Here is a 22,050-nt window from a genome sequence, read left to right on the forward strand (position 1 = left end):
GGCACACTGTCGGTGAAAGCCGACATTGCATCCAGATTCCCACCGGCAGGCAGAACGTTGCGTTGAGGGCATAATCTCTGAATGGCCCGCAGAACACACCGCGCCCAAGCTGTCGATGCCGGCATGCGGCGATGTGCAGCGTTCGCCGCCCCTCGAAACCGGGAGCTTTGCCTGTCATGTCCGATTCATTGCCCGCCGATGTCCCTGCTGCTCCGGCCGTTGCCGCCCCCCCTGCCAGCGCGGATTCCCTGCACCGTTCCATAGGGACGTCAAGCGTGTGCGCAACGTCTCCCACTGCCGCAGGCACGCGGGACACCCTCGACTTATGGCTTCCCGACGCGTTGCGCGACGTCGAGCGGGCCGCTGCCGCCCAACTCCCTGCCCACACGCTCATGGCCCGCGCCGGGGCTGCCGTCGCCGAGTGGCTCATCGGTCGCTTGCCCGCCCTCGCGAGCGTGGGCCGTCAACCGGTGTTGTTGCTCGCCGGGCCCGGCAACAACGGGGGCGATGCTTACGTTGCGGCGCGCGAATTGCATCGGCGCGGCGTGCTCGTCGATGTGTGGCAACTTGGGGGACCTTCGACCGACGACGCCCGTTGGGCGCACACCGACGCCCTCGCCGCCGGCGTGCCCGTTCAGCCTGCACCGGCCATCCGGACGCCCCCGTCGGGGTACGCCTGGATTGTCGACGGCCTCTTCGGCATCGGCTTGAAGCGCCCTCTCGAAGGCCCCGCCGCGGCGCTCGTCGAGCGCATCGTCGAGGCCCACGCACAGGGCACGCCGGTGCTCGCCATCGACATTCCCAGCGGGCTGGCGGCAGCCACCGGGGTCGTCGACGGACCGGTCATTCACGCCGACGTCACGGTGGCAATGCTGGGCGCCAGCCCCGGGCTGCTCACCGGGATGGGGCGCGACGTTGCCGGGGAGGTACTCATTGCCACACTGGGAACGGACGAGGTGCTGGCCGCGGTGCGGTCCGCACGCCCCGACGGCCAGGCCATCGCGACGAGCGCGCCGGCCGCGTTCCTTGCGCATTTGCCGCAGCGTCACCATGCGTCGCACAAGGGAAGCTATGGATCGCTGGCGGTGCTGGGCGGCCATGAAGGCATGATCGGAGCGCCGCTGCTTTGCGCGCGTGCCGGATTGATGACGGGCGCGGGACGTGTCTATGTCGGCTTCGTCGCGCACGATGCACCCGCCTGGGATCCGCAGCACCCCGAACTGATGCTGCGTCCTGCGGAAAACCTCGATCTCGCGACGATGCAGGCCGTCTCCGTCGGCCCCGGGCTCGGCACCTCCGCCGCATCGGCCGCGTGCCTGTCGCGCGCGCTCGCCCTGGACGACACGCCCCTGGTCATCGATGCCGACGCCCTCAATCTGCTGGCCGCCGCGCCCGCGCTCGCAGAGCGCGTGCGCCGTCGCGCCGGCCCCACCGTGCTGACACCGCATCCGCTCGAAGCGGCGCGCCTGGCAGGTGACGACGTCGCACACGTTCAATCGGATCGGCTGGCTTGCGCACGGGCGCTCGCGCAACGCTTCGGCGCAACGGTCGTGCTCAAGGGCTCAGGCAGCGTCATCGACGACGGAACGCACGCCTGGATCAATACGACGGGCAATGCCGGGCTGGCGACGGCGGGCACGGGCGACGTACTCACGGGCGCGATCGGTGCGCTGCTCGCGCAGGGCATGCCAGCGCCACAAGCCGCACTGGCCGCAGTTTGGCTGCACGGCCGGGCCGCGGAACGGTGCGTCGCCGCAGGGGCCGGCCCCGCTGGACTGACGGCAAGTGAACTTTTGCCCGCCATGCGCGCCGAACTGGCTGACTTGCTGAACGAGGCGGGGTGCGCGAAGCGAAGCACGCGAACGCTGCGCACGACGCCGGCCGGCTCGCCCTGACATCTCGCTTCACCAGGACGTGGGGCCACGAGACGGTCGTCCACCGTCGCATTTCTGCGTGATTTCGCGACGACTCCCGTTATACTCCGCTTAATCGAAATGTCCTTATCGCACATGCCGTACAAGCCATCCGCGCCTTCCACTCGTCTGGATCAACTCCCTGCCTGGCGTACCCTGCTCACGCACCGCGACGACATTGCCGCGCAGCACATGCGCGACTGGTTCGCGAGCACCGGCGCCCATGCACGCGTCGAACAATTTTCATTGCGTGCGGCCGGTCTGTATCTCGATTACTCGAAGAACCGCATTACCGGCACAACACGCACGTTGCTCGCACAACTCGCGCGCGAATGCGGCCTGCCGGCCAAGCGCGATGCAATGTGGGCCGGCGAAGCGGTCAACATCACGGAAAACCGCGCGGCGTTGCACGTTGCGCTGCGCGCACCGAAGGATATGACCTTTCGCGATGCGGCCGGCGACATCAGCCGCGGGGTGCGCGAGACCCTCTCGCGCATGCGTGCGTTCAGTGAAAGCGTACGCGATGGGCGCTGGGTCGGTGCGACGGGCAAGCCCATTCGACACCTCATCAATGTCGGGATCGGCGGATCGGACCTGGGTCCGCGCATGGTGTGCGACGCGCTTGCCGTCTATGGACGGCGAGATTTGAGCGCGCACTTCATTGCCAACATCGATCCCACCGAACTGGCGCGTACACTGCCCTCGCTCGACCCCGAAACCACACTCGTCGTGGTGTGCTCGAAGACCTTCACCACGCTCGAAACCATGACCAACGCGCGCACGATTCGCGCCTGGTTTGTCGCGCAGGGCATTCCTGAGAGCGCCCTCGGCAAGCACTTCGTAGCGGTCTCGACGAATGCAGAGGAAGCAATGCGCTTCGGCATTCATCGCGAGAACGTGTTCGAGTTTGGCGAGTGGGTCGGCGGGCGGTATTCGCTGTGGTCGTCGATCGGACTCATCATCATGCTCTATCTCGGGCCGCAGCATTTCGACGCGTTGCTCGCCGGTGCGCATGCCATGGATGAACACTTCCGCAGCGCGCCGCTCGAGTCCAACATGCCGGTACTGCTTGGCCTGCTCGGCATCTGGTACCGGAATTTCTTCGACGCCCAGACGATTTCCATCGCGCCGTATACCGACGCCTTGCAGAAACTGCCGCCGTATCTGCAGCAGCTGGACATGGAGAGCAATGGCAAGTCGGTGCAGATCGACGGGGCGCCCGTCGCGTGGCAAACCGCGCCGATCCTCTGGGGCGAGCCGGGCACGAACGGTCAGCACGCCTACTTTCAGATGTTGCACCAGGGCACTACGCTGGTGCCCGTGGACTTTATCGCCGTCCTGAATCCGCAATACGATGCGCCGGCCTATCTCGATCATCACCGCAAGCTGCTCGCCAATTGCTTCGCGCAAAGCGAAGCGTTGCTGCAAGGCGGTTCGATGGCCACGGCGGAACAAGCCGGCGGACCGCTGGGCGCACAACGCCGTTTCAACGGCAATCGCCCCAGCAACACGCTCGTCATCGACCAACTGTCGCCCGAGCGCCTGGGTGCGCTGATCGCGCTCTACGAGCACAAGGTGTTCGTGCAGGCCGCCATCTGGAATATCAATCCGTTCGACCAATGGGGGGTTGAACTGGGCAAGACGCTGAGCCGTGCCATCGAGCCCGAACTCGCCGATCCGGATTTGCTCACGCCCGACGCGCACGACGCCTCGACGACCTCGTTGATTCGCCTCGCGGGCGACGCCCTAACACGCAAGCACTGAAGCGCGCGATCGCCGCAGCGACATCACTGCGGCCTTTTCGACCCCGCGTCTCGTGCGTCTAACGGACCATCGATGCGTCGTCCACCGGCGAGTTGCACCGTTGCGTCGCAACGCTGCGCGATCGCCTGATCATGCGTCACGAGCACCAACGTTGCACCACTGGCCTTGTTGAGCGAGAACATCAGGTCGATGACACGCTCCCCCGTCGCCGTATCGAGACTGCCCGTCGGTTCGTCGGCAAACAGCACGGCGGGCTCGGTGACGAAAGCCCGCGCCAGCGCTACGCGCTGCTGTTCGCCGCCGGAGAGCTGCTTCGGATAATGCGCCAGGCGCGATCCCAGCCCCACTTGCTCAAGCAACTTGATGGCACGATCGTGCACGTCGCGTGTCTCACCCAGCAGCTCGAGCGGCAGCATCACGTTCTCGAGCGCGGTCAGGTGCGGCATTAGTTGAAACGATTGAAAGACGAAACCGACGGCACCGCGTCGCAACGCGGCCCGGCCCTCTTCGTCGAGATCGCCGAGCGACTTGCCCAGCAGCGTGATACTGCCGTCGCTTGCCGTGTCGAGCCCCGCCATCAGGCCTAGCAACGTAGACTTCCCCGATCCCGACGCGCCGACGATGGCCACGCTCTGACCTTTGGCGACACTGACATCGATATCCTGCAAAATGACCAGCTCGCCGGTCGCGTCGCGCAACCGTTTGCCCAGCCCCCGCACCTCAATCACGTTTTCGGAAAACGACATGGCTAGAAGAGAGTTCTTGAAAATGGCCGCCTCCGCCCTCGTAGGCGGGTGCATCCTGTCAGGGACCGCGGCGAACGCGGCAAGTTCTGGGACGCCAACGATTTTGGTCGTCGGCGACAGCCTTTCGGCCGAATACGGCATCGCGCGCGGTACCGGCTGGGTCAATCTGATGCAACAGACGATCACGCAAAGCGGGTTTGATTATAACGTCGTGAACGCGAGCATCAGCGGCGACACGACGAGCGGTGGACGCGCGCGCCTCGCGCCGCTGCTCGAACGCTATCATCCCGCCATCACGATCCTGGAACTCGGCGGCAACGACGCGCTGCGCGGCATTCCACTCGATCTCACGCGCAGCAATCTGCGCGAGATGATCGGCGCGGCACGCAAGGCAGGCAGCCGTGTGATCGTCGTCGGCATGCGCATTCCGCCGAATTACGGGCTCGACTACAGCGAGCAGTTCTTCACGATGTTTTCGCTCGTGGCGAAGCAGGAAAAAACCGGCTACGTGCCGTTCCTCTTGGCGGGTGTTATCGAACACCCCGACTGGTTCCAGCAGGATCAGATTCACCCGCTGGCCAAGGCACACCCGCAAATCCTGCAGAACGTCTGGCCAACGGTCAAACCGCTACTCAAGCCCGCCGGAAAGTCGCCCTCGCCCCCCGCGCAAGCACGAACGCCGAAGAAGTCCGGCGCATAAAAAACGCGGCCGTTTGGCCGCGTTTCCAGTTTCATTCAGCGATGGCATCGGACGCCGGATCAGGCACCCGACTTGGTGACATCGTTCACGATCTTCACCTTCGAGCGCGCACGCAGGTCGCCCAGCCAGGCATTCCATTCGGCCTGCGCCGCCAGTTGGTTGAGTTGCTGCGCCTCGGCGGCAAGATGCTGTGCGTCCTGCTCGGCCGGCTGCGTGACCTTGCCGATGCGATACACCGCGTAGCCCTGACCTTCGCCCAAAGCGACACCAACATACGCCGGCAACCGGGTCGTATCGGCGCTGAAGATTGCGCCCAGTGCCGTCGCCGGCAGCTTGCCCGGGTTGTCTCGCGAAACGGTTTGCGCAGCGCCGAATGCGGCGTCGCCCCCCTTCTTGAGCGCTTCGAGCTTGGCCTGGCCGGCCGTCTTCGCGGCCTGCTCGGCCAGATCGGCCACGACCTTCTCTTTGACTTGCGCCTCGATCTGCGCGAGCGGCGGCGTGGCGGCCGGGTGGTAATTCACCACGTGCGCCGACACCAGTACGCCCTGACCGACATCGACCGCTTCGGTATTGCGCTTGTTCTTGAGCGCCTCGTCGCCAAACACGGCCTTGAGCAGCTTCTCGTTGCCGATCGGGAGCTTCGCCTGCGACGGATTCGGCGTCCGCGTGACCGTGGCCGTCTGCACCTTCAGGTTGAGCTTGTCGGCCGCCGGCTGCACGCTGTCGGGCTGTTCGTACACGGCGTTGGTGAACTGGTCGGCCAACTTCGCATAGGCCTTTGCCGATTCCTGCTGTCGATACTGATCGGCAAGCTGCGCTTTCACTTCATCGAACGATTTGGTCTGCTCCGGCTTGATGCCGGTCAGCTTGATGATGTGATAACCGAAATCGCTCTTCACGACATCGCTGACGTCACCCTCGTGCTTCAGTGCGAACGTGGCATCGGCAAACGGCTTGACCATTGCGTCGCGTGCGAAGAAGCCCAGATCACCGCCGTTGGCCTTCGAGCCCGGGTCTTCCGAATCGGCGCTGGCCAGCTTGGCAAAGTCGTCCGGATGCTTCTTGATCTCGGCAAGCAAAGCGTCGGCCTTGGCCTTCGCCTTGGCGTGATCGGCCGGCGATGCGTCGGCGGGCGACGCGATCAGGATGTGCGATGCGCGGCGCTGTTCAGGCGTGGTGTATTGCTTCAGGTTGTCCTGGTACATCTTGCGCAGCACGTCATCGCTCGCGGGCGTCTGTGCCGAAGCCGGCATGGCCTTCGGGTCGAGCACGACATACTGGATCTCGGCCGATTCGGGCGTCTGGAAGGCCGCCTTGTGCGCATCGTAATACGCCTGAATCTGCGGCTGCGTCGGAACGATCTTGCCGGCGTAGTCGGTGACCGGGAAGGTCAGTACCGAGACCTCGCGCTGTTGAGCACGCAGTTGCGCGAAGCGTTCGAGCACCGTTTTTGGCAGCATGGCGCTTGCTTGCACACTCGACGGCAATTGGTTCGACGCCAGCTCGAAGCGAATTTGCGCTTCAAGGCGCTGTGGCGTGAGGTTTTGCGCGGAAAGCAATTGCGCGTACTTCGCTTCATCGATGGAACCATCCGGACGGCGCAACTGGGCAATCGCCGGAATGGCGAGCAGCGCCTCACGCACCTGGGCATCGGGCACCGAAAGATTCTTCTTCAGCGTTTCCTGCGTGAGCAGCTTCTGCTGGATCAGGTTATCGAGCACCGCGGCGCGCATTTCGGGGGTGTTGATCTGGTTGGCATCGACCGCGCCGCCAAACATCTGTTGCATGCGCTCGGTCTGCGCGCGAAGCACACTGTCGTATTCCTGGCGCGTCACGGTCTGGTCGCCGACCTTGGCGATGGTGCTGGCGTCTGCGGCGTATTCCTGCCAGCCATGAACGCCAAATACCACGAACGACGGCACGATCAACACCGTCAGGAAGATGAGAACCAATCGTTGATGACGGCGGATGAAGTCGAACATACGAAATCGGAATAGTCGTCTGGATGCGTCTTAAGACGCCATATGGCAAAAAAGGCGAACCGAAGTTCGCCTTTTCACAATTTGGCGGAGCGGACGGGGCTCGAACCCGCGACCCCCGGCGTGACAGGCCGGTATTCTAACCAACTGAACTACCGCTCCCCAAGATCTGGAACTGGTGGGTGCTGAGGGGCTCGAACCCCCGACCTACGCCTTGTAAGGGCGCCGCTCTACCAACTGAGCTAAGCACCCGTTCCCGATTCAAGTGTTGTTCTTGCTGCAACTCCCCGCCGAAACAGGGAAGCCAATCAGTTTAACGTATCTTTCAACACTTTGCCAGGGCGAAATTTCGGAACCTTCGCTGCCTTGATCTTGATCGCGGCGCCCGTGCGCGGATTGCGTCCGGTACGGGCTGCACGCTTGGCCACGTGGAACGTGCCGAAGCCGACCAACGTCACGCTGTCTCCCTTCTTCAGCGATTTCTTTACCGCACCCACCAATGCTTCAAGTGCCCGACCGGCAGCCGCTTTCGAGATGTCTGCTTCACCCGCGATATGATCGATCAGTTCCGTCTTGTTCACTGTAACCCCCTTGCAAGGATAGTAGGCGATTGAGCCGCGGAGGCGCTCTTTGCGCGCCTTGTCTTTGATCCGCTAGGTCCGTCGGCTTTGCCATTAGACAAGCCGGAAACCCTGATGTCAAGCCGTTTTGCGCCCTTTGGGCGGCTTAGGAAGCACTCCTGAATCTGCGCTTCCCAAGCGTCATTTTCGAGCCCTTCGCCTGAATAAAAAAAGCCCGGGGAAACCCCCCGGGCTTTTTGCGCACCTTCCCGCAAAACGTGCTACGGCGAAATCACCCGTTGCACGCCACGCGACAAATGACCGTCAGTGCTTGATGACCTCCTGCTTGCCGCTTGCATCCGTATTCGGCGTGACAGGCGCGGCCTTCGCCTCTTCCTCGGGCAGCGGCGTCGGTGCATGCTCCAGCGCCAGCTCAAGTACCTTGTCGATCCAGCGCACCGGCATGATTTCCAGCGCGTTCTTGACCGTGTCGGGAATCTCTGCGAGATCCTTCACGTTCTCCTCTGGAATCAACACAAGCTTGATGCCGCCACGGTGAGCCGCCAGCAACTTCTCCTTGAGACCACCGATCGGCAGCACTTCACCGCGCAGCGTGATCTCACCGGTCATTGCCACATTTGCACGCACCGGAATGCCAGTGAGCACCGAGACCAGCGCCGTCGTCATGGCGATACCGGCAGACGGACCATCCTTCGGCGTCGCACCTTCCGGCACGTGAATGTGGATGTCCTTCTTCTCGAACTGCTCATCCGTCACACCGAGGCGACGCGCACGCGAACGCACGACGGAGCGCGCGGCTTCGACCGACTCCTTCATCACGTCGCCGAGCGAACCCGTACGAATGATGTTGCCCTTGCCCGGCATCAACGCGGCTTCGATGGTCAGCAGATCGCCGCCCACCTCCGTCCACGCCAGACCCGTGACCTGACCGATCTGGTTTTCCTTCATGGCCAGACCGAAGTCAAATTTGCGCACGCCCAGGAAGTTGTCGAGATTGCCCGCGTCGACCTTGATCGAGGCACCGTCAACCTTCTTGAGCAACAGCATCTTCACGACCTTGCGGCAGATCTTCGAGATCTCGCGCTCGAGCGAACGCACACCGGCTTCGCGCGTGTAGTAGCGGATGATGTCGCGAATCGCAGCTTCGGCCAGATCGATCTCGCCTTCCTTCAGCCCGTTGTTCTTCTTCTGCTTCGGCAGCAGATAACGCTGGGCAATATTGACCTTCTCGTCTTCCGTGTAGCCCGACAGGCGAATCACTTCCATACGGTCGAGCAGCGGCGCCGGAATGTTCAGCGAGTTCGACGTGGCCACGAACATCACATCCGACAGATCGAAGTCGACCTCGACGTAGTGATCCGAGAACGTGTGGTTCTGCTCGGGGTCGAGCACTTCGAGCAGCGCCGAACTCGGATCCCCGCGGAAGTCCATGCCCATCTTGTCCACTTCGTCGAGCAGAAACAGCGGATTGCGCACGGCGACCTTCGACAGACTCTGCAGGATTTTCCCCGGCATCGACCCGATATACGTGCGACGGTGGCCGCGAATCTCGGCCTCATCACGCACGCCGCCCAACGCCATGCGCACGAACTTGCGGTTCGTCGCACGTGCGATCGACTGACCGAGCGATGTCTTGCCCACACCCGGGGGCCCCACCAGGCACAGGATCGGTGCCTTGACCTTCTCGACGCGCTGTTGCACGGCAAGATACTCAAGGATGCGTTCCTTGACCTTCTCAAGACCGAAGTGATCCTCGTCGAGCACCTTCTCGGCGTTCGACAGGTCGTTGTTGACCTTGCTCTTCTTGCGCCACGGCAGACCGACCAGCGTGTCGATATAGTTACGCACGACGGTCGCTTCGGCCGACATCGGCGACATCAGCTTGAGCTTCTTGAGTTCGGCGTCAGCCTTCTTCTTGGCTTCCTTGGGCAGATGCGCGGCCTTGATCCGCTTCTCGAGCTCTTCGAGATCCGCGCCTTCTTCACCCTCGCCCAACTCCTTCTGGATCGCCTTGACCTGTTCGTTCAGGTAGTACTCGCGCTGGCTCTTCTCCATCTGGCGCTTCACGCGGCCACGGATGCGCTTTTCCACCTGAAGGATATCGATCTCGCTCTCGAGCTGCGCGAGCAGGTGCTCGAGACGCTCGATGACCGGGAACATTTCCAGGATGTTCTGCTTCTGCTCCAGCTTGAGCGGCAGGTGGGCCGCGATGGTGTCCGCCAGACGACCCGCCTCGTCGATACCTGAGAGCGACGTCAGAATCTCCGGCGGAATCTTCTTGTTGAGCTTCACATACTGATCGAACTGGGCCACGATCGCGCGGCGCAGCGCCTCGGATTCCGGAGAGTTGCCGTCGTCCGGTTCGAGCGGCATCACTTCCGACGTGAACTGGGTTTCCTCTTCGTCCACACTCAGGGTGCGGGCGCGCTGAATCCCTTCGACGAGCACCTTGACGGTGCCATCGGGCAATTTGAGCATTTGCAGGATGTTCGCCACGCAGCCGATCTCATAGAGATCCTTGGACGTGGGCTCATCCTTGGCCGCCGCCTTCTGGGCGACGAGCATGATGTGCTTGCCGCCTTCCATGGCGGTTTCAAGCGCTTTAATCGATTTCGGACGCCCCACGAAAAGGGGAATCACCATGTGCGGAAACACGACCACGTCGCGCAAAGGCAACAGGGGCAGTTGAATCGCTTCGGGCGGGAGGATTTGGGTGCCTGACATCTCGTTCCCCATATTTAACGATACCGTTGTGTTCCAGCTAATTGAGGCCGCCGACGGGAATTACAAGGGGAGTGGAACAGCCCTTTCGCCGGTAAGTTGCACCGCTCGGGGTTTCATTGCCCGCGGCACTAGTATGAAGGAAAAAAAGCCGTCCATGTTTCCATGAACGGCTTCGGGTAGCGCTGAGTTGACCGTTCAATTGGAGCCGGCAACCTTGGGCGACTCCTGGTAAATCAAAAGCGGTTTCCCGTCGCCGCTGATGGCGTTTTCGTCGAGGATCACCTTGGTGACGCCCTTGAGCGACGGTAGTTCGTACATCACTTCGAGCAACGCCTGCTCGATGATCGAGCGCAACCCGCGCGCGCCCGTCTTGCGCTTGATGGCCTTGCGCGCCACCGCGTGCATCGCGGCCGGACGAATCTCCAGCTCCACGCCCTCCATCAGGAACAGGCGCTGATATTGCTTGACCAGCGCGTTCTTGGGTTCGACGAGGATGGTCACCAGCGCGTCTTCATCGAGCTTGCCCAGCGTGGCAACCACCGGCAGACGACCGATCAGCTCCGGAATCAGGCCAAACTTGATCAGATCTTCCGGCTCGACGTCACGCAGCAACTCGCTGGCGTCACGCTCCTCACCGGTCTTGACCGTTGCGCCGAACCCGATGCCCGTCTTCTCGGTACGGTTCATGATGATCTTCTCGAGACCATCGAACGCACCGCCGCAGATGAACAGGATGTTCGTCGTGTCGACCTGGATGAAATCCTGGTTCGGGTGCTTGCGACCGCCTTGCGGCGGCACCGACGCCATCGTGCCTTCGACCAGCTTGAGCAGCGCCTGCTGCACGCCCTCGCCCGACACGTCGCGCGTAATCGACGGATTGTCCGACTTGCGGCTGATCTTGTCGATTTCATCAATATAGACGATGCCCTTCTGCGCCTGCTCGATCTCGTAATTGCAGTTTTGCAGCAGCTTCTGAATGATGTTCTCGACGTCTTCCCCCACGTAACCGGCTTCGGTCAGCGTGGTGGCGTCGGCAATCACGAAGGGCACGTTGAGCAGACGGGCGAGTGTCTGCGCGAGCAACGTCTTGCCCGAACCGGTCGGCCCGATGAGCAGGATGTTGCTCTTGGCGAGTTCGACCTCGTCGCGCTTGTCGCCGAGGTGCTTCAGTCGCTTGTAATGGTTGTAGACCGCCACGGCCAGAATCTTCTTGGCGCGGTCCTGACCGATCACATACTGATCGAGACTCTCGCGGATTTCCAGCGGCGACGGCAGATCGGACTTGCCGCCGCTGCCGCTCTCGTCTTCGGCCGCAGCGGCCTCGTCGCGGATAATCTCATTGCACAGATCGATGCACTCGTCGCAGATGAAGACCGACGGCCCCGCGATGAGCTTCTTGACCTCGTGCTGACTCTTTCCGCAGAACGAGCAGTAGAGCAGCTTTTCGCCGTTGGAAGTGCTTTTTTTATCCACCATATGTGTGTCAGCCTGCTAGCAATTTGCGCCCCGGTCGTCCCCCGCCGGGGGCGGCAAACGCGGCATACGTGAATCCCATTGTAACGCCATGCCGCGCGAGCGTGTAACCCAGCCGCATCGGCAATAAATTCCCTTTTACGACAAAGGCTTGGCGCGATTACCCGGCCCTGAACAATGAAACCGCCGGGTGTCGCGCCAACCTTTTGTCGTCGGGCGCCCTCGAATTCGAAACCGAATCAGGGACGCTTTTCGAGCACGCGGTCGATCAACCCATACTCGACGGCATCGGCCGCCGACTTGAAGTTGTCGCGATCGGTATCGCGCGCGATGACGTCGAGCGACTGGCCGGTGTTGTCGGCCAACAATCGATTCAACCGATCCTTGAGCAGCAGGATTTCCCTGGCGTGGATCTCGATGTCCGAGGCCTGGCCGCGGGCGCCGCCCAGCGGTTGGTGAATCATGATGCGCGCGTTTGGCAGCGCGAAGCGCTTGCCCTTCTCACCGGCCGCCAGCAGGAATGCGCCCATGCTCGCCGCCATGCCCAGGCACAGCGTCGAGACTGCCGGCTTGACGAACTTCATCGTGTCGTAAATCGCCAGGCCCGCCGAGACGGAACCGCCCGGCGAGTTGATGTACATCGAGATTTCCTTGTCCGGATTTTCACTCTCGAGGAACAACAACTGGGCGACGACGAGGTTAGCGCTCTGGTCGTTGACCTCGCCCACCAGGAAAATGATGCGCTCCTTGAGGAGTCGCGAGTAAATATCGTAAGCGCGCTCGCCACGACCACTTTGCTCGACGACCATCGGCACGAGGCCAAGGCCTTGCGTCTCGAGGGCGGAGTTGTGCGTCGGGGAGGCGAGTTGGGCGAGCAATTCGGAACGGGTAATCATATCGGTTCGACCCTTCTATCGAGATGGTTTTGCGCGCCGCAGGGAGGAGGCCCGGGGGCCATTTGGAAAAGAACCGCCACGGCCTTGCGGCCGCGGCGGTTCAATCGGTCGTGTCGCGTTCGATCAGGCTTGCGAGTTGCCGGCCAGCTCTTCGAAACTGACCTGCTTGTCGGTCACCTTGGCCTTACCCAGGACGAATTCGACCACGTTGTTCTCGACGACGAAACCTTCCATTTCCGCCATGCGCTGCTGATCTCCATAGTACCAGCGGACGACTTCTTGCGGGTCTTCGTAGCTCTTCGCGAACTCCTCGACTTCGGCCTTGATCTGCTCCGGCTTGGCTTGCAGGTCATTTTGCTTGACCAGCTCGGCCAGAATCAGACCCAGCTTCACGCGACGCTCAGCTTGCTCCTTGAACATCTCCGCCGGGATCGGCACGTTGCCTGCGTTCGGCACGCCGCGCTGCGTCAAGTCCTGACGGGCCATCGCCACCAGGCGCTCCTGGTCCTGAGCGACCAATGCGTTCGGCACGTCGAGCTCCGACACCGAGATCAGCGCGTTCATCACCTGATCCTTGAGCAAGGCCTGCGTACGACGCTTCACTTCGCGCGACAGATTTTCCTTGATGTCGGCGCGCATCTTTTCCATGCTGCCGTCGGCGATACCGAGCGACTTGGCGAACTCCTCGTCGACTTCAGGCAGATGCGCCCACTCGACCTTCTTCAGCGTCACGGTGAATGTGGCGGTCTTACCGGCCACTTCCTTGCCGTGATACTCGTCGGGGAACTTGAGTTCGAAGTCCTTCGACTCGCCCACCTTCAGGCCCAGCGTAGCCGTCTCGAACTCAGGCAGCATGCGGCCTTCGCCCAGCACGAACACGAAGTCTTCGGCGCTACCGCCGGCGAACGCTTCGCCGTCGATCTTGCCAACGAAGTCCACCGTCACGCGGTCGCCGTCCTTGGCTTCGACCGAGCCGCCGTCGCCGTGGGCGCCGACTTCGCCGCGCACGTGGTAGTGCACACGCTGCTTGCGCAGGATGTCGATGGTGCGGTCGATCTCGGCTTCCGAGACGTCCGTCGTGGTACGGCTCACCTCGGCCGTGGCCAGATCACCGATCTTGACTTCCGGGTAGATCTCGAACGTGGCGTCGAATGCGTACTCGGCGTCGCTAGCGTCGACCTTCGGCGCGAAGCGCGGCTGACCCGCGACGCGCAGATCCTGTTCCTTGCTGATGTCGAAGAATTGCTGGCCGACCTTGTCGCTCACGACTTCGGCTTCGACCTGACCACCGTACTGCTGGGTGACCATCTTCAGGGGCACCTTGCCCGGGCGGAAACCCGGCATACGCACCGTCTTCGACAGCTTCTGAATACGTGCCGCAACTTCTTTTTCGACTTCCTGCTTGGGCAGGGCGATGGTAAAGCGACGCTCGAGCTTGCCGAGGTTTTCAACAGCGATAGTCATGAGGATATTCGTCCTTCCAGAGGGTCGTTCTGTGTTGCGGCGAGGGAATGCCACAAGCGGACCCTGTCAGTTAATCAACCTTGGGCCGGAACCGACGTTGCGACGCCGGCTTCCCTCCGCCCCCGACATGCGGGGTAGCGCCAAAACGGTTTTGAACACAAAGCGGAACATTTTAGCAAACTATTGCCCCGCCTCCAGACTTTCCGCCCCGATATCAGGGAAATAGGGCCATTTTGCCTTCACGGGCCTTCCCAACGCCCGCCCGCCCTGCCGGGCATGTCGCAACGGGTCGGTACAGGCCGGCATTACGCTTTAGAGGATCGCGTCCAGAAAAAGATCTTGGGGGAAGCCCGCTTACGGCTTAGGATTCATTCGTACGTTTGAATGAAACATCGGTTCAATCCGATGGCGCGGCCTCGCGCCGCATCACACTGGAGGTGCTTCGTGAGCCCACGCCTTTCCGTCGGCCGGCAAGCCGGCGACACCAAGCTGCGCATCCTCGATGCCGCGGAAGAACTTTTCATCGAATACGGCTACGAAGCGATGTCCTTGCGCCAGATCACGTCGCGCGCCGACGTCAACCTGGCCGCCGTCAACTATCACTTCGGCAGCAAGGAGACCCTGCTCCAGGCCATGCTGGCGCGTCGGCTCGACCGGCTCAACGACGAGCGGCTCGCGCTGCTGACGCGCGCCGAAGCCGAGTGGCCAGCAACGCAGCTCACGTGCGAACACGTGCTGGGGGCGATGTTCATCCCCGCCCTTGCCATCTCGCATCATCGCGATATCGGCGGCCCCGCGTTCCTGCGCCTGCTCGGGCGGGTGTACGCCGATCCGTCACCGTTCATCCGGGACTATTTGCAGCAGCATTACGCCCCCGTCTTCGAGCGTTTCTTCGACGCCTTCGCCCGCGCGTTGCCGCAGTTGCCGCGCCAGGAATTGGGCTGGCGTCTGCACTTCGCGCTTCAGGCATTGTCGGGCGTGCTCGCAAGCAGCGACACCTCTCGACTGATCGACACGTTCGCCCAAGGCCAGGCGATGGGCGACCTGCAGGTCGTGGCACGACTCACCGCCCTCATGGTCGCGGCGCTCAGGGCGCCGATGCCGGGCGAGGAACAACTGGCGAGCTTCGCCGACGTCTTCGCGCTGGCGAAGGCCGCGGACATTACGCCGCCACGCGAAGCCGGACAAGTCGCCGCTCCGCTCACGTCAACAGCGCAAGCGAATGCCACGCCTCGAATGCCCGGCGCCGACGACCGCTCGCTCGCGAATGCCTGAACACAGATCACCGTAAGCCGGAGAAGGTCCGAGCCGGTCGACGACGATCGGACACGAAGCCCAAACCTGAACAGACTCCCGACAACCGACCGGGAGGCGAGGCCAATTCGGCGCTGAGGCGCCCCCGACCGGTGCCATGGCACTTCGGACCGGGAGGGTGAACCGAAAGGGAGGACAGCATGATGGCTCTATGGATTCTTGCGTGGGTTGCGGGCGTGAGCGCCCTGCTCTTTTACCGTGCGCACGCCTGGCAGTGGTTGTCGGCGGCCGTGGTGTGGGTGGGCGCAGGCGCGGCGAGCGGGCTGACGGGGACCGTTGCGACCGCCGTACTCGCTGTCATCTTCATCTTGCCGGCACTGGTCCTGAGCATCGGCCCACTGCGTCGCGCGTGGATGACCGCACCGTTGCTCGCCAAATTCCGCACGATCATGCCGGAGATGTCCGAAACGGAGAAAGACGCGATCGAAGCAGGCACCGTCTGGTGGGATGCCGATCTGTTCTCAGGCCGCCCCGACTGGAAAAAATTCATGGCGCTGCCCGCGCCCACCTTGTCCGCCGAAGAACAGGCGTTCCTGGACACCGAGGTCGAGCACCTGTGCGACCTGTCCAACGACTGGGAAAGCACCCAGGTCTGGCAGGACCTACCGCCAAAGGCATGGCAATACGCAAAGGATGCCGGCTTTCTGGGAATGATCATCCCCAAGCGCTACGGCGGCCTCGAATTCTCCGCGTATGCGCACTCCCAAGTGGTGATGAAGCTGGCTTCGCGTTGCTCGGCGGCCGCCGTGTCGGTCATGGTGCCGAACTCGCTCGGCCCCGCCGAACTGCTGCTTCACTACGGCACCGAAGCCCAGAAGAACTACTATCTGCCGCGTCTGGCGAAGGGGGACGAAGTCCCCTGCTTCGCACTCACGAGCCCATACGCGGGCTCGGACGCCGCCGCCATCCCCGACGTCGGCATCGTCTGCCGAGGCGTTCACGAGGGCCGCGAAACGCTTGGGTTCCGTGTCACGTGGAGCAAGCGCTACATCACCCTGGGGCCGATCGCGACGGTGCTCGGCCTCGCCTTCCGAGCCCTCGATCCCGACCATCTGCTCGGTGACGACGACGCTCCAGGCATCACCTGCGCACTGATTCCCACGCACCATCCGGGCGTGGTGATCGGTCGTCGCCACTGGCCGCTGAACGCCGTCTTCCAGAACGGCCCGAATGCCGGCAAGGATGTCTTCATTCCGCTCGACTGGGTAATCGGCGGGCAAGCACAGGTCGGCAAAGGCTGGCGCATGCTGATGGAGTGTCTCGCGGCGGGTCGTGCGATTTCGTTGCCCTCCTCGAACGTCGGTTACTCGAAGCTCGCCGTGCGGGCCACGGGGGCTTACGCGGCGGTGCGGCGTCAATTCCGCACACCGATCGGGAGGTTCGAAGGCGTGCAAGAGGCGCTGGCGCGCATGGCCGGCAACCTCTACGCGATGGACGCCGCACGCCGTATGGCAGCGCTCGCCGTCGATCTTGGGGAGAAGCCCTCGGTGATCTCCGCCATCGCGAAATACCACGTGACCGAACGCGCCCGCAAAGTGGTGAACGACGGCATGGATGTCGTCGCGGGCAAAGGCATCTGCATGGGCCCGAACAACTTCCTTGCCCGCGCCTACCAGCAGATCCCGGTATCGATCACGGTGGAGGGCGCCAACATCATGACGCGCTGCCTGATGATCTTCGGTCAGGGCGCGATCCGCTGCCATCCGTACGTGCTCAAGGAGCTGAGCGCCGCGCAAACGGCGGATCGAGCAGCGGCCGTGCGCGCCTTCGACGACGCCCTCTTCGGCCATCTGAGCTTCGTCACGAGCAACATCGTGCGCGGTGCCCTGCACGGCATCACGCATGCGCGCTTCTCCGCGGTGCCGTCGAACGCCGCGCCGGAGTTGCATGGGTACTACCGCGCCGCGAACCGTCTATCGACGCTGCTCGCCGTCGCATCCGACGTCTCGATGGCGGTACTCGGCGGCTCGCTCAAGCGCCGCGAGCGCCTCACGGGCCGGCTCGGCGACATCCTCTCGCAATTGTTCCTGTTGACGGCGACGCTCAAGCGTTACGAAGACGAAGGCCGCCCCACCGCCGATCTGCCACTGGTGCACTGGGCCGCGCAAGATGCGCTTTGGCAGGCACGCGAGGCGTTCGAGGGCGTGCTCGCAAACTATCCGTCGCGCGCGATCGCCTGGTGGATGCGCTGGAAACTCATGCCGCTCGGCCTGCCCTATGCCAAACCGTCCGATGCGTTGGCCACCCAGGTCGCCGAGTTGATGCAAACGCCGGGCGACGCGCGCGAGCGCCTCGTCACCGGCAGCTATTCGCCGCGCCCCGAAATCGACGGTCTGGCATACGGGGAGATCGTTTTCCAGATGACGCCGCAGGTCACCGCCATCGAACAGCGTTTGCGCACGGCGGTCAAGGAGGGCCGCCTGCCGACGATGCCCCAAAGCCTGCCCGAATTCTCCGAGTGGGTGGAACTCGCCGCGCACCTGCATCTCGTGAGCGACGACGAGCGTCAGGTGCTGGCGCAGTACGCCGACTATGCGACGCGGGCCGTGGCCGTCGACGACTTCCCGCCCGACTTCGGTCGCCTTGCCGACATGCAGCACGCCCAGCAAAACGAAGCGGCCGACGAAGCGCTCACGCCGTGAGTCCGCCCGCCTACTGATGTCTATCACTCTGAGGATTTCCGCGCCGTGACGACGTCCGACCGATATCTGGCTTTCGCCAACTCCGCCGTGGGCAGCCGCCTGGCCAATGCGCTGGGGCTGCCGCGCCCCGTGCCGCTCGAACGGATGCCGTCACGCGACGACAGCCGCGCTGACGCAGACACCGATGCGTCGCCACGCGCAATGCCCATACGGCCCGCGGTCGTGGGCGGCGCGGGCGACGCCCCGCTGTTGCCGGACCTCGCACGCGAGCTGCATCGGCTCGGCATGCCCAGCCTTGCGCACGCCGAGCGGCTTGACTGGATCTCGCACGCCAACCAGGCGGGCACGATGAGCGGACGATTCAATCCCAGCGAAGGCGTACGTGCCAAGGCGTTGTTGTTCGATGCGAGCGCCATCGCCAGCACCGACGGCCTGAGCGCGCTCTACATGTTCTTTCACGACACCCTCGCCTGCCTCGACAAATGCGCCCGCGTACTCGTGCTGGGCTTGCCGCCCACACTGGCGCCAACACCCCAGGCCAGCATGGCGCAGCGCGCGCTGGAAGGCTTTGTGCGATCGCTCGCCAAGGAACTCAAGCGCGGCGCCACGGCGCAGTTGCTCTACGTCTCGCCACACGCTCGGGATGCCCTGCACTCCACGCTGCGCTTCTTTCTCTCGCCGCGCGCCGCCTACGTGAGCGGTCAGGCCATTACCCTGCAAGCGCCGGTATTCCCAACGCCGCCGACTCACGACGATCGTCCGCTCGCCGGACAGGTCGCCGTTGTGACCGGCGCGGCGCGCGGTATCGGCGAAGCGATCGCCACCGTGCTGGCACACGACGGCGCGCATGTCGTGTGCGTCGACATCGCGCAAGCACAAGGCGCGCTCGAGGCCGTGGCGACGCGTCTCGACGGCAGCGCGCTCACATGCGACATTGCGGCTCCCGAAGCGGGGGCGACGCTGCTCGCCCATCTGGCCACGCACGCGCCACGCGGCCTCGACATCCTCGTGCACAACGCCGGCATCACGCGCGACAAGACGCTCGTGCGCATGAGCGAAGCGCAATGGCAGAGCGTGCTCGACATCAATGTCGGTGCGCCGCAACGCCTCAATCAGGCGCTGCTCGATGCCGGGGTGCTGCGCGCCAACAGCCGGATCGTCGGTGTGGCGTCGATCAGTGGCATTGCGGGAAATCGGGGGCAGACCAACTACGCGGCGTCGAAGGCGGCGGTGATTGGCATGATCGAAGCCTGGTCGCCGGTGCTCGCCGAGCGCCACATCAGCATCAATGCCGTCGCGCCGGGCTTCATTGAGACGCAGATGACCGCCGCCGTGCCGTTCGCCATTCGCGAAGCCGGGCGCCGGATGAACTCCCTCGGCCAGGGCGGCCAGCCGGTCGACGTGGCGCAGGCCATTGCCTGGCTGGCGCACCCCGCATCGGGCGCATTGACCGGACAGGTGGTGCGCGTGTGCGGCCAGAGCCTGCTAGGCGCATGACCATGCCCAACGACCGCCCTCGCGATCCGCTTGGCAAGGCGTTGCCGTCGGACGCCGGGCTCGCCCCGATCGACGTCACGCGCCTGCCCTCTCCGCTCCCGCTGTTTCTGCGGGCACTGCTGTCGTCCCGCAAACCAGCGCGCGCGCAACCGCTCCCGCCATTGGCGTTCGCGCGACGCAACGTCACGCTCGACGCAGACGACATCGCCCGTTACGCGCGCTTGTGCGGCTTCACCGCCGCGCACGGGGTGCCGCCAACGTGGCCGCATCTGCTTGCCTTCCCGCTGCATATGTTGCTGATGACCGACCGCGCATTTCCGTTCGCCATGCTCGGCATGGTGCATCTGGACAATCGCATTCGTCAGCACGCATCGCTCACGCCCGGCGAGCGGCTCGATCTCGATGTCCGGTGCGGCTCGCTGTTCGCCCACGACAAGGGACAGGTCTTCACGGTCCTCACCACGGCGCGACGCGATGGGATGGTCGTATGGTCGGGAGAGAGCGGATACCTGCGCACCGGTGTGCACGACCCGCTCGGCCCACCGTATCGCGCCGCGTTGAGCGCCGACCCGTCGCTCGCGAAGACCGCCGCATGGCATGTGCCGGGCGACCTTGGCCGCCTGTACGCGCGCGTGTCCGGCGATTACAATCCGATCCATCTCTGGCCCGTCACGGCCCGACTGTTCGGCTTCCCGCACCCCATCATTCACGGCATGTGGAGCTTCGCCCGAAGCCTCGCGGCCGTGTTACCGGCCGACGTGCCGTTCCTCGATCTGCTCGTGGAGTTCAAAAGGCCGCTGCCGCTGCCGGGGGATGTCACGCTCTGGCGCGATGCTCGCGGCGGCGCCTTCGAGTTGCGCGACGCGGCAGGCACGGTGCCCCATCTGCGCGGACGGTGGCAACACGCGCCGACCGTGTCGTCTTCTCTCCTCGACCCGGACCTTTCATGAGCGCCTTCACCCCTACCGCGCCCGCCCCCGCCTTGCGCCGCGTTGCCATTCTCGGCGGCAACCGCATCCCGTTTGCACGCGCCAACACGGCATACGCCACCGCGTCGAATCAGGACATGCTCACCGCAGCGATTCAGGGTCTCGTCGACCGGTTTGCGCTGCACGATCAGCGCCTGGGGGAAGTCGCTGCGGGGGCCGTGCTCAAACACGCGCGCGATTTCAACCTGACGCGCGAATCCGTCCTGTCGACGACGCTCGCCCCGCAAACGCCCGCCTACGATGTTCAGCAGGCGTGCGGCACGGGCCTCGAAGCCGCCATCCTGACCGGCAACAAGATTGCGCTCGGCCAGATCGACGTGGCGATCGCCGGCGGGGTCGACACAGCCTCGGACGCCCCCATCGCCGTGAACGAGACGCTGCGCAAGATTTTGCTGGAGGCCAACCGGCAGCGCAGCGCGGGGGGCAAGCTCGGTGCGCTCGCGAAGGCGCGTCCCGGCATGTTGTTCAAGCCGGCGTTACCCCGTAACGGCGAACCGCGCACCGGGTTGTCGATGGGTGAGCATTGCGAGCAGATGGCCAAGCGCTGGCAAATCGAGCGCGCCGCACAGGACGAACTCACGCTCGCGAGCCATCGACATCTGGCCGCCGCCTATGAACGCGGGTTCTTCCTCGATCTGATGACGCCGTTTCGCGGCCTGCAACGCGACAACAACCTGCGCGCCGACGTCACGCTGGAGACGTTGAGCGCACTCAAACCGGTGTTCGATCGCAGCGCCACGGGCACGCTCACGGCGGGTAACTCGACCCCACTGACGGACGGCGCCTCGTGCGTGCTGCTCGCGAGCGAAGACTGGGCACGCGCGCACGATATTCCGGTGCTCGCTTATCTGACGTACTCGCAAACCGCAGCGGTCGACTTCTTTCATCCCGATGAGACGCGACGCGAAGGCCTGCTCATGGCGCCGGCGTATGCCGCGCCACGCATGCTCGCCCAGGCCGGCCTCACGCTGCAGGACTTCGACTTCTACGAAATTCACGAGGCATTCGCGGCGCAGGTGCTTTGCACATTGAAAGCGTGGGAAGACCCGCAATACTGCCGCGACAGGCTGGGGCTCGCCGCGCCGCTGGGCAGCATCGAGCGGCAGCGGCTGAACGTGAACGGCAGTTCGCTTGCCTGTGGGCACCCGTTCGCGGCCACCGGCGCACGCCTGCTTGCCACCCTCGCCAAACAGCTCGCCGAGCGTGGCGGCGGGCGTGGCCTCATCTCGATTTGCGCGGCCGGCGGACAAGGCGTGGTCGCCATGCTGGAACGATAAGGGAGACGACGTTACAGGGGCAGTCACAAGCACGGCCCCGCCGCAAGAGGCGAGTTGCCAACAGAGCCACCGCCTGATCTCGGGTGCCCGT

Annotated in this window: 15 protein-coding genes and 2 tRNA genes; 8 read left to right on the top strand and 9 right to left on the bottom strand. The window is 63.9% G+C overall.

The window, feature by feature from the left end; all coding sequences use genetic code 11:
* The first annotated feature begins 176 nt into the window (after nt 1-176).
* The gene (locus PSO31014_RS01780; RefSeq protein WP_150550032.1) at nt 177-1,895 is read left to right on the top strand and encodes an NAD(P)H-hydrate dehydratase; all 1,719 of its coding nucleotides are present in this window, start codon (nt 177-179) and stop codon (nt 1,893-1,895) included.
* Nucleotides 1,896-2,009: 114 nt separating this feature from the next.
* Nucleotides 2,010-3,677 (top strand): glucose-6-phosphate isomerase, encoded by a 1,668-nt coding sequence (pgi, locus tag PSO31014_RS01785; protein ID WP_150550033.1) that lies wholly within the window; start codon nt 2,010-2,012, stop codon nt 3,675-3,677.
* Between the two features lie 23 nt (nt 3,678-3,700).
* Here the strand turns inward: pgi and PSO31014_RS01790 are convergent, their stop codons facing one another.
* The gene (locus PSO31014_RS01790) at nt 3,701-4,423 is read right to left on the bottom strand and encodes an ABC transporter ATP-binding protein (RefSeq protein WP_150550034.1); all 723 of its coding nucleotides are present in this window, start codon (nt 4,421-4,423) and stop codon (nt 3,701-3,703) included.
* 22 nt (nt 4,424-4,445) lie between these two features.
* Here PSO31014_RS01790 and PSO31014_RS01795 point away from each other — a divergent pair, with 22 nt between their 5' ends.
* Nucleotides 4,446-5,123, top strand: a complete 678-nt coding sequence (locus PSO31014_RS01795; RefSeq protein WP_150550035.1) for an arylesterase — start codon at nt 4,446-4,448, stop codon at nt 5,121-5,123.
* Nucleotides 5,124-5,182: 59 nt separating this feature from the next.
* Here the strand turns inward: PSO31014_RS01795 and PSO31014_RS01800 are convergent, their stop codons facing one another.
* From PSO31014_RS01800 to tig, 8 genes are all read right to left on the bottom strand, one after another.
* On the bottom strand, nt 5,183-7,105 hold the full coding sequence (locus tag PSO31014_RS01800) for a SurA N-terminal domain-containing protein (RefSeq protein ID WP_150550036.1): 1,923 nt from the start codon (nt 7,103-7,105) through the stop codon (nt 5,183-5,185).
* A gap of 82 nt (nt 7,106-7,187) precedes the next feature.
* Nucleotides 7,188-7,264: transfer RNA gene (locus PSO31014_RS01805), tRNA-Asp, on the bottom strand.
* 14 nt (nt 7,265-7,278) lie between these two features.
* Nucleotides 7,279-7,354: transfer RNA gene (locus PSO31014_RS01810), tRNA-Val, on the bottom strand.
* Between the two features lie 56 nt (nt 7,355-7,410).
* Nucleotides 7,411-7,713: an HU family DNA-binding protein gene (locus PSO31014_RS01815; RefSeq protein WP_484555843.1), complete on the bottom strand. Its 303-nt coding sequence runs from the start codon at nt 7,711-7,713 to the stop codon at nt 7,411-7,413.
* Between the two features lie 273 nt (nt 7,714-7,986).
* Entirely contained in the window at nt 7,987-10,407 is a 2,421-nt protein-coding gene (gene lon, locus PSO31014_RS01820) for an endopeptidase La (RefSeq protein ID WP_150550038.1), read from the bottom strand.
* Between the two features lie 195 nt (nt 10,408-10,602).
* Entirely contained in the window at nt 10,603-11,883 is a 1,281-nt protein-coding gene (clpX, locus tag PSO31014_RS01825; protein ID WP_017234150.1) for an ATP-dependent Clp protease ATP-binding subunit ClpX, read from the bottom strand.
* A 236-nt stretch (nt 11,884-12,119) separates the two neighbouring features.
* Nucleotides 12,120-12,773 (bottom strand): ATP-dependent Clp endopeptidase proteolytic subunit ClpP, encoded by a 654-nt coding sequence (clpP, locus tag PSO31014_RS01830; protein WP_150550403.1) that lies wholly within the window; start codon nt 12,771-12,773, stop codon nt 12,120-12,122.
* Nucleotides 12,774-12,899: 126 nt separating this feature from the next.
* The gene (gene tig / locus PSO31014_RS01835) at nt 12,900-14,240 is read right to left on the bottom strand and encodes a trigger factor (RefSeq protein ID WP_150550039.1); all 1,341 of its coding nucleotides are present in this window, start codon (nt 14,238-14,240) and stop codon (nt 12,900-12,902) included.
* Between the two features lie 405 nt (nt 14,241-14,645).
* On the opposite strand from tig, the gene PSO31014_RS01840 reads away from it, so the two are divergent.
* From PSO31014_RS01840 to PSO31014_RS01860, 5 genes are all read left to right on the top strand, one after another.
* Entirely contained in the window at nt 14,646-15,515 is an 870-nt protein-coding gene (locus PSO31014_RS01840; protein WP_425494839.1) for a TetR/AcrR family transcriptional regulator, read from the top strand.
* 182 nt (nt 15,516-15,697) lie between these two features.
* On the top strand, nt 15,698-18,196 hold the full coding sequence (locus PSO31014_RS01845) for an acyl-CoA dehydrogenase (protein WP_425494840.1): 2,499 nt from the start codon (nt 15,698-15,700) through the stop codon (nt 18,194-18,196).
* 45 nt (nt 18,197-18,241) lie between these two features.
* Nucleotides 18,242-19,693, top strand: a complete 1,452-nt coding sequence (locus PSO31014_RS01850) for a 3-oxoacyl-ACP reductase (protein ID WP_150550042.1) — start codon at nt 18,242-18,244, stop codon at nt 19,691-19,693.
* Nucleotides 19,694-19,695: 2 nt separating this feature from the next.
* On the top strand, nt 19,696-20,643 hold the full coding sequence (locus PSO31014_RS01855; protein WP_150550043.1) for a MaoC/PaaZ C-terminal domain-containing protein: 948 nt from the start codon (nt 19,696-19,698) through the stop codon (nt 20,641-20,643).
* Nucleotides 20,640-21,959, top strand: a complete 1,320-nt coding sequence (locus PSO31014_RS01860; RefSeq protein ID WP_150550044.1) for an acetyl-CoA C-acetyltransferase — start codon at nt 20,640-20,642, stop codon at nt 21,957-21,959. The genes PSO31014_RS01855 and PSO31014_RS01860 overlap by 4 nt, the downstream gene beginning before the upstream one ends.
* Nucleotides 21,960-22,050 lie beyond the last annotated feature (91 nt).

Origin of the sequence: Pandoraea soli, from assembly GCF_902459595.1 — a bacterium.
In the GTDB taxonomy this organism is placed as follows: domain Bacteria; phylum Pseudomonadota; class Gammaproteobacteria; order Burkholderiales; family Burkholderiaceae; genus Pandoraea; species Pandoraea cepalis.

What these genes read in the sequence shown, in the direction of transcription:
- PSO31014_RS01780 (WP_150550032.1), top strand. Translation starts at nt 177, where the DNA reads ATGTCCGATTCATTGCCCGCCGATGTCCCTGCTGCTCCGGCCGTTGCC.
- pgi (WP_150550033.1), top strand. Translation starts at nt 2,010, where the DNA reads ATGCCGTACAAGCCATCCGCGCCTTCCACTCGTCTGGATCAACTCCCT.
- PSO31014_RS01790 (WP_150550034.1), bottom strand. Translation starts at nt 4,423, where the DNA reads ATGTCGTTTTCCGAAAACGTGATTGAGGTGCGGGGGCTGGGCAAACGG.
- PSO31014_RS01795 (WP_150550035.1), top strand. Translation starts at nt 4,446, where the DNA reads ATGGCCGCCTCCGCCCTCGTAGGCGGGTGCATCCTGTCAGGGACCGCG.
- PSO31014_RS01800 (WP_150550036.1), bottom strand. Translation starts at nt 7,105, where the DNA reads ATGTTCGACTTCATCCGCCGTCATCAACGATTGGTTCTCATCTTCCTG.
- lon (WP_150550038.1), bottom strand. Translation starts at nt 10,407, where the DNA reads ATGTCAGGCACCCAAATCCTCCCGCCCGAAGCGATTCAACTGCCCCTG.
- clpX (WP_017234150.1), bottom strand. Translation starts at nt 11,883, where the DNA reads ATGGTGGATAAAAAAAGCACTTCCAACGGCGAAAAGCTGCTCTACTGC.
- tig (WP_150550039.1), bottom strand. Translation starts at nt 14,240, where the DNA reads ATGACTATCGCTGTTGAAAACCTCGGCAAGCTCGAGCGTCGCTTTACC.
- PSO31014_RS01840 (WP_425494839.1), top strand. Translation starts at nt 14,646, where the DNA reads ATGGCGCGGCCTCGCGCCGCATCACACTGGAGGTGCTTCGTGAGCCCA.
- PSO31014_RS01845 (WP_425494840.1), top strand. Translation starts at nt 15,698, where the DNA reads ATGGCTCTATGGATTCTTGCGTGGGTTGCGGGCGTGAGCGCCCTGCTC.
- PSO31014_RS01855 (WP_150550043.1), top strand. Translation starts at nt 19,696, where the DNA reads ATGCCCAACGACCGCCCTCGCGATCCGCTTGGCAAGGCGTTGCCGTCG.
- PSO31014_RS01860 (WP_150550044.1), top strand. Translation starts at nt 20,640, where the DNA reads ATGAGCGCCTTCACCCCTACCGCGCCCGCCCCCGCCTTGCGCCGCGTT.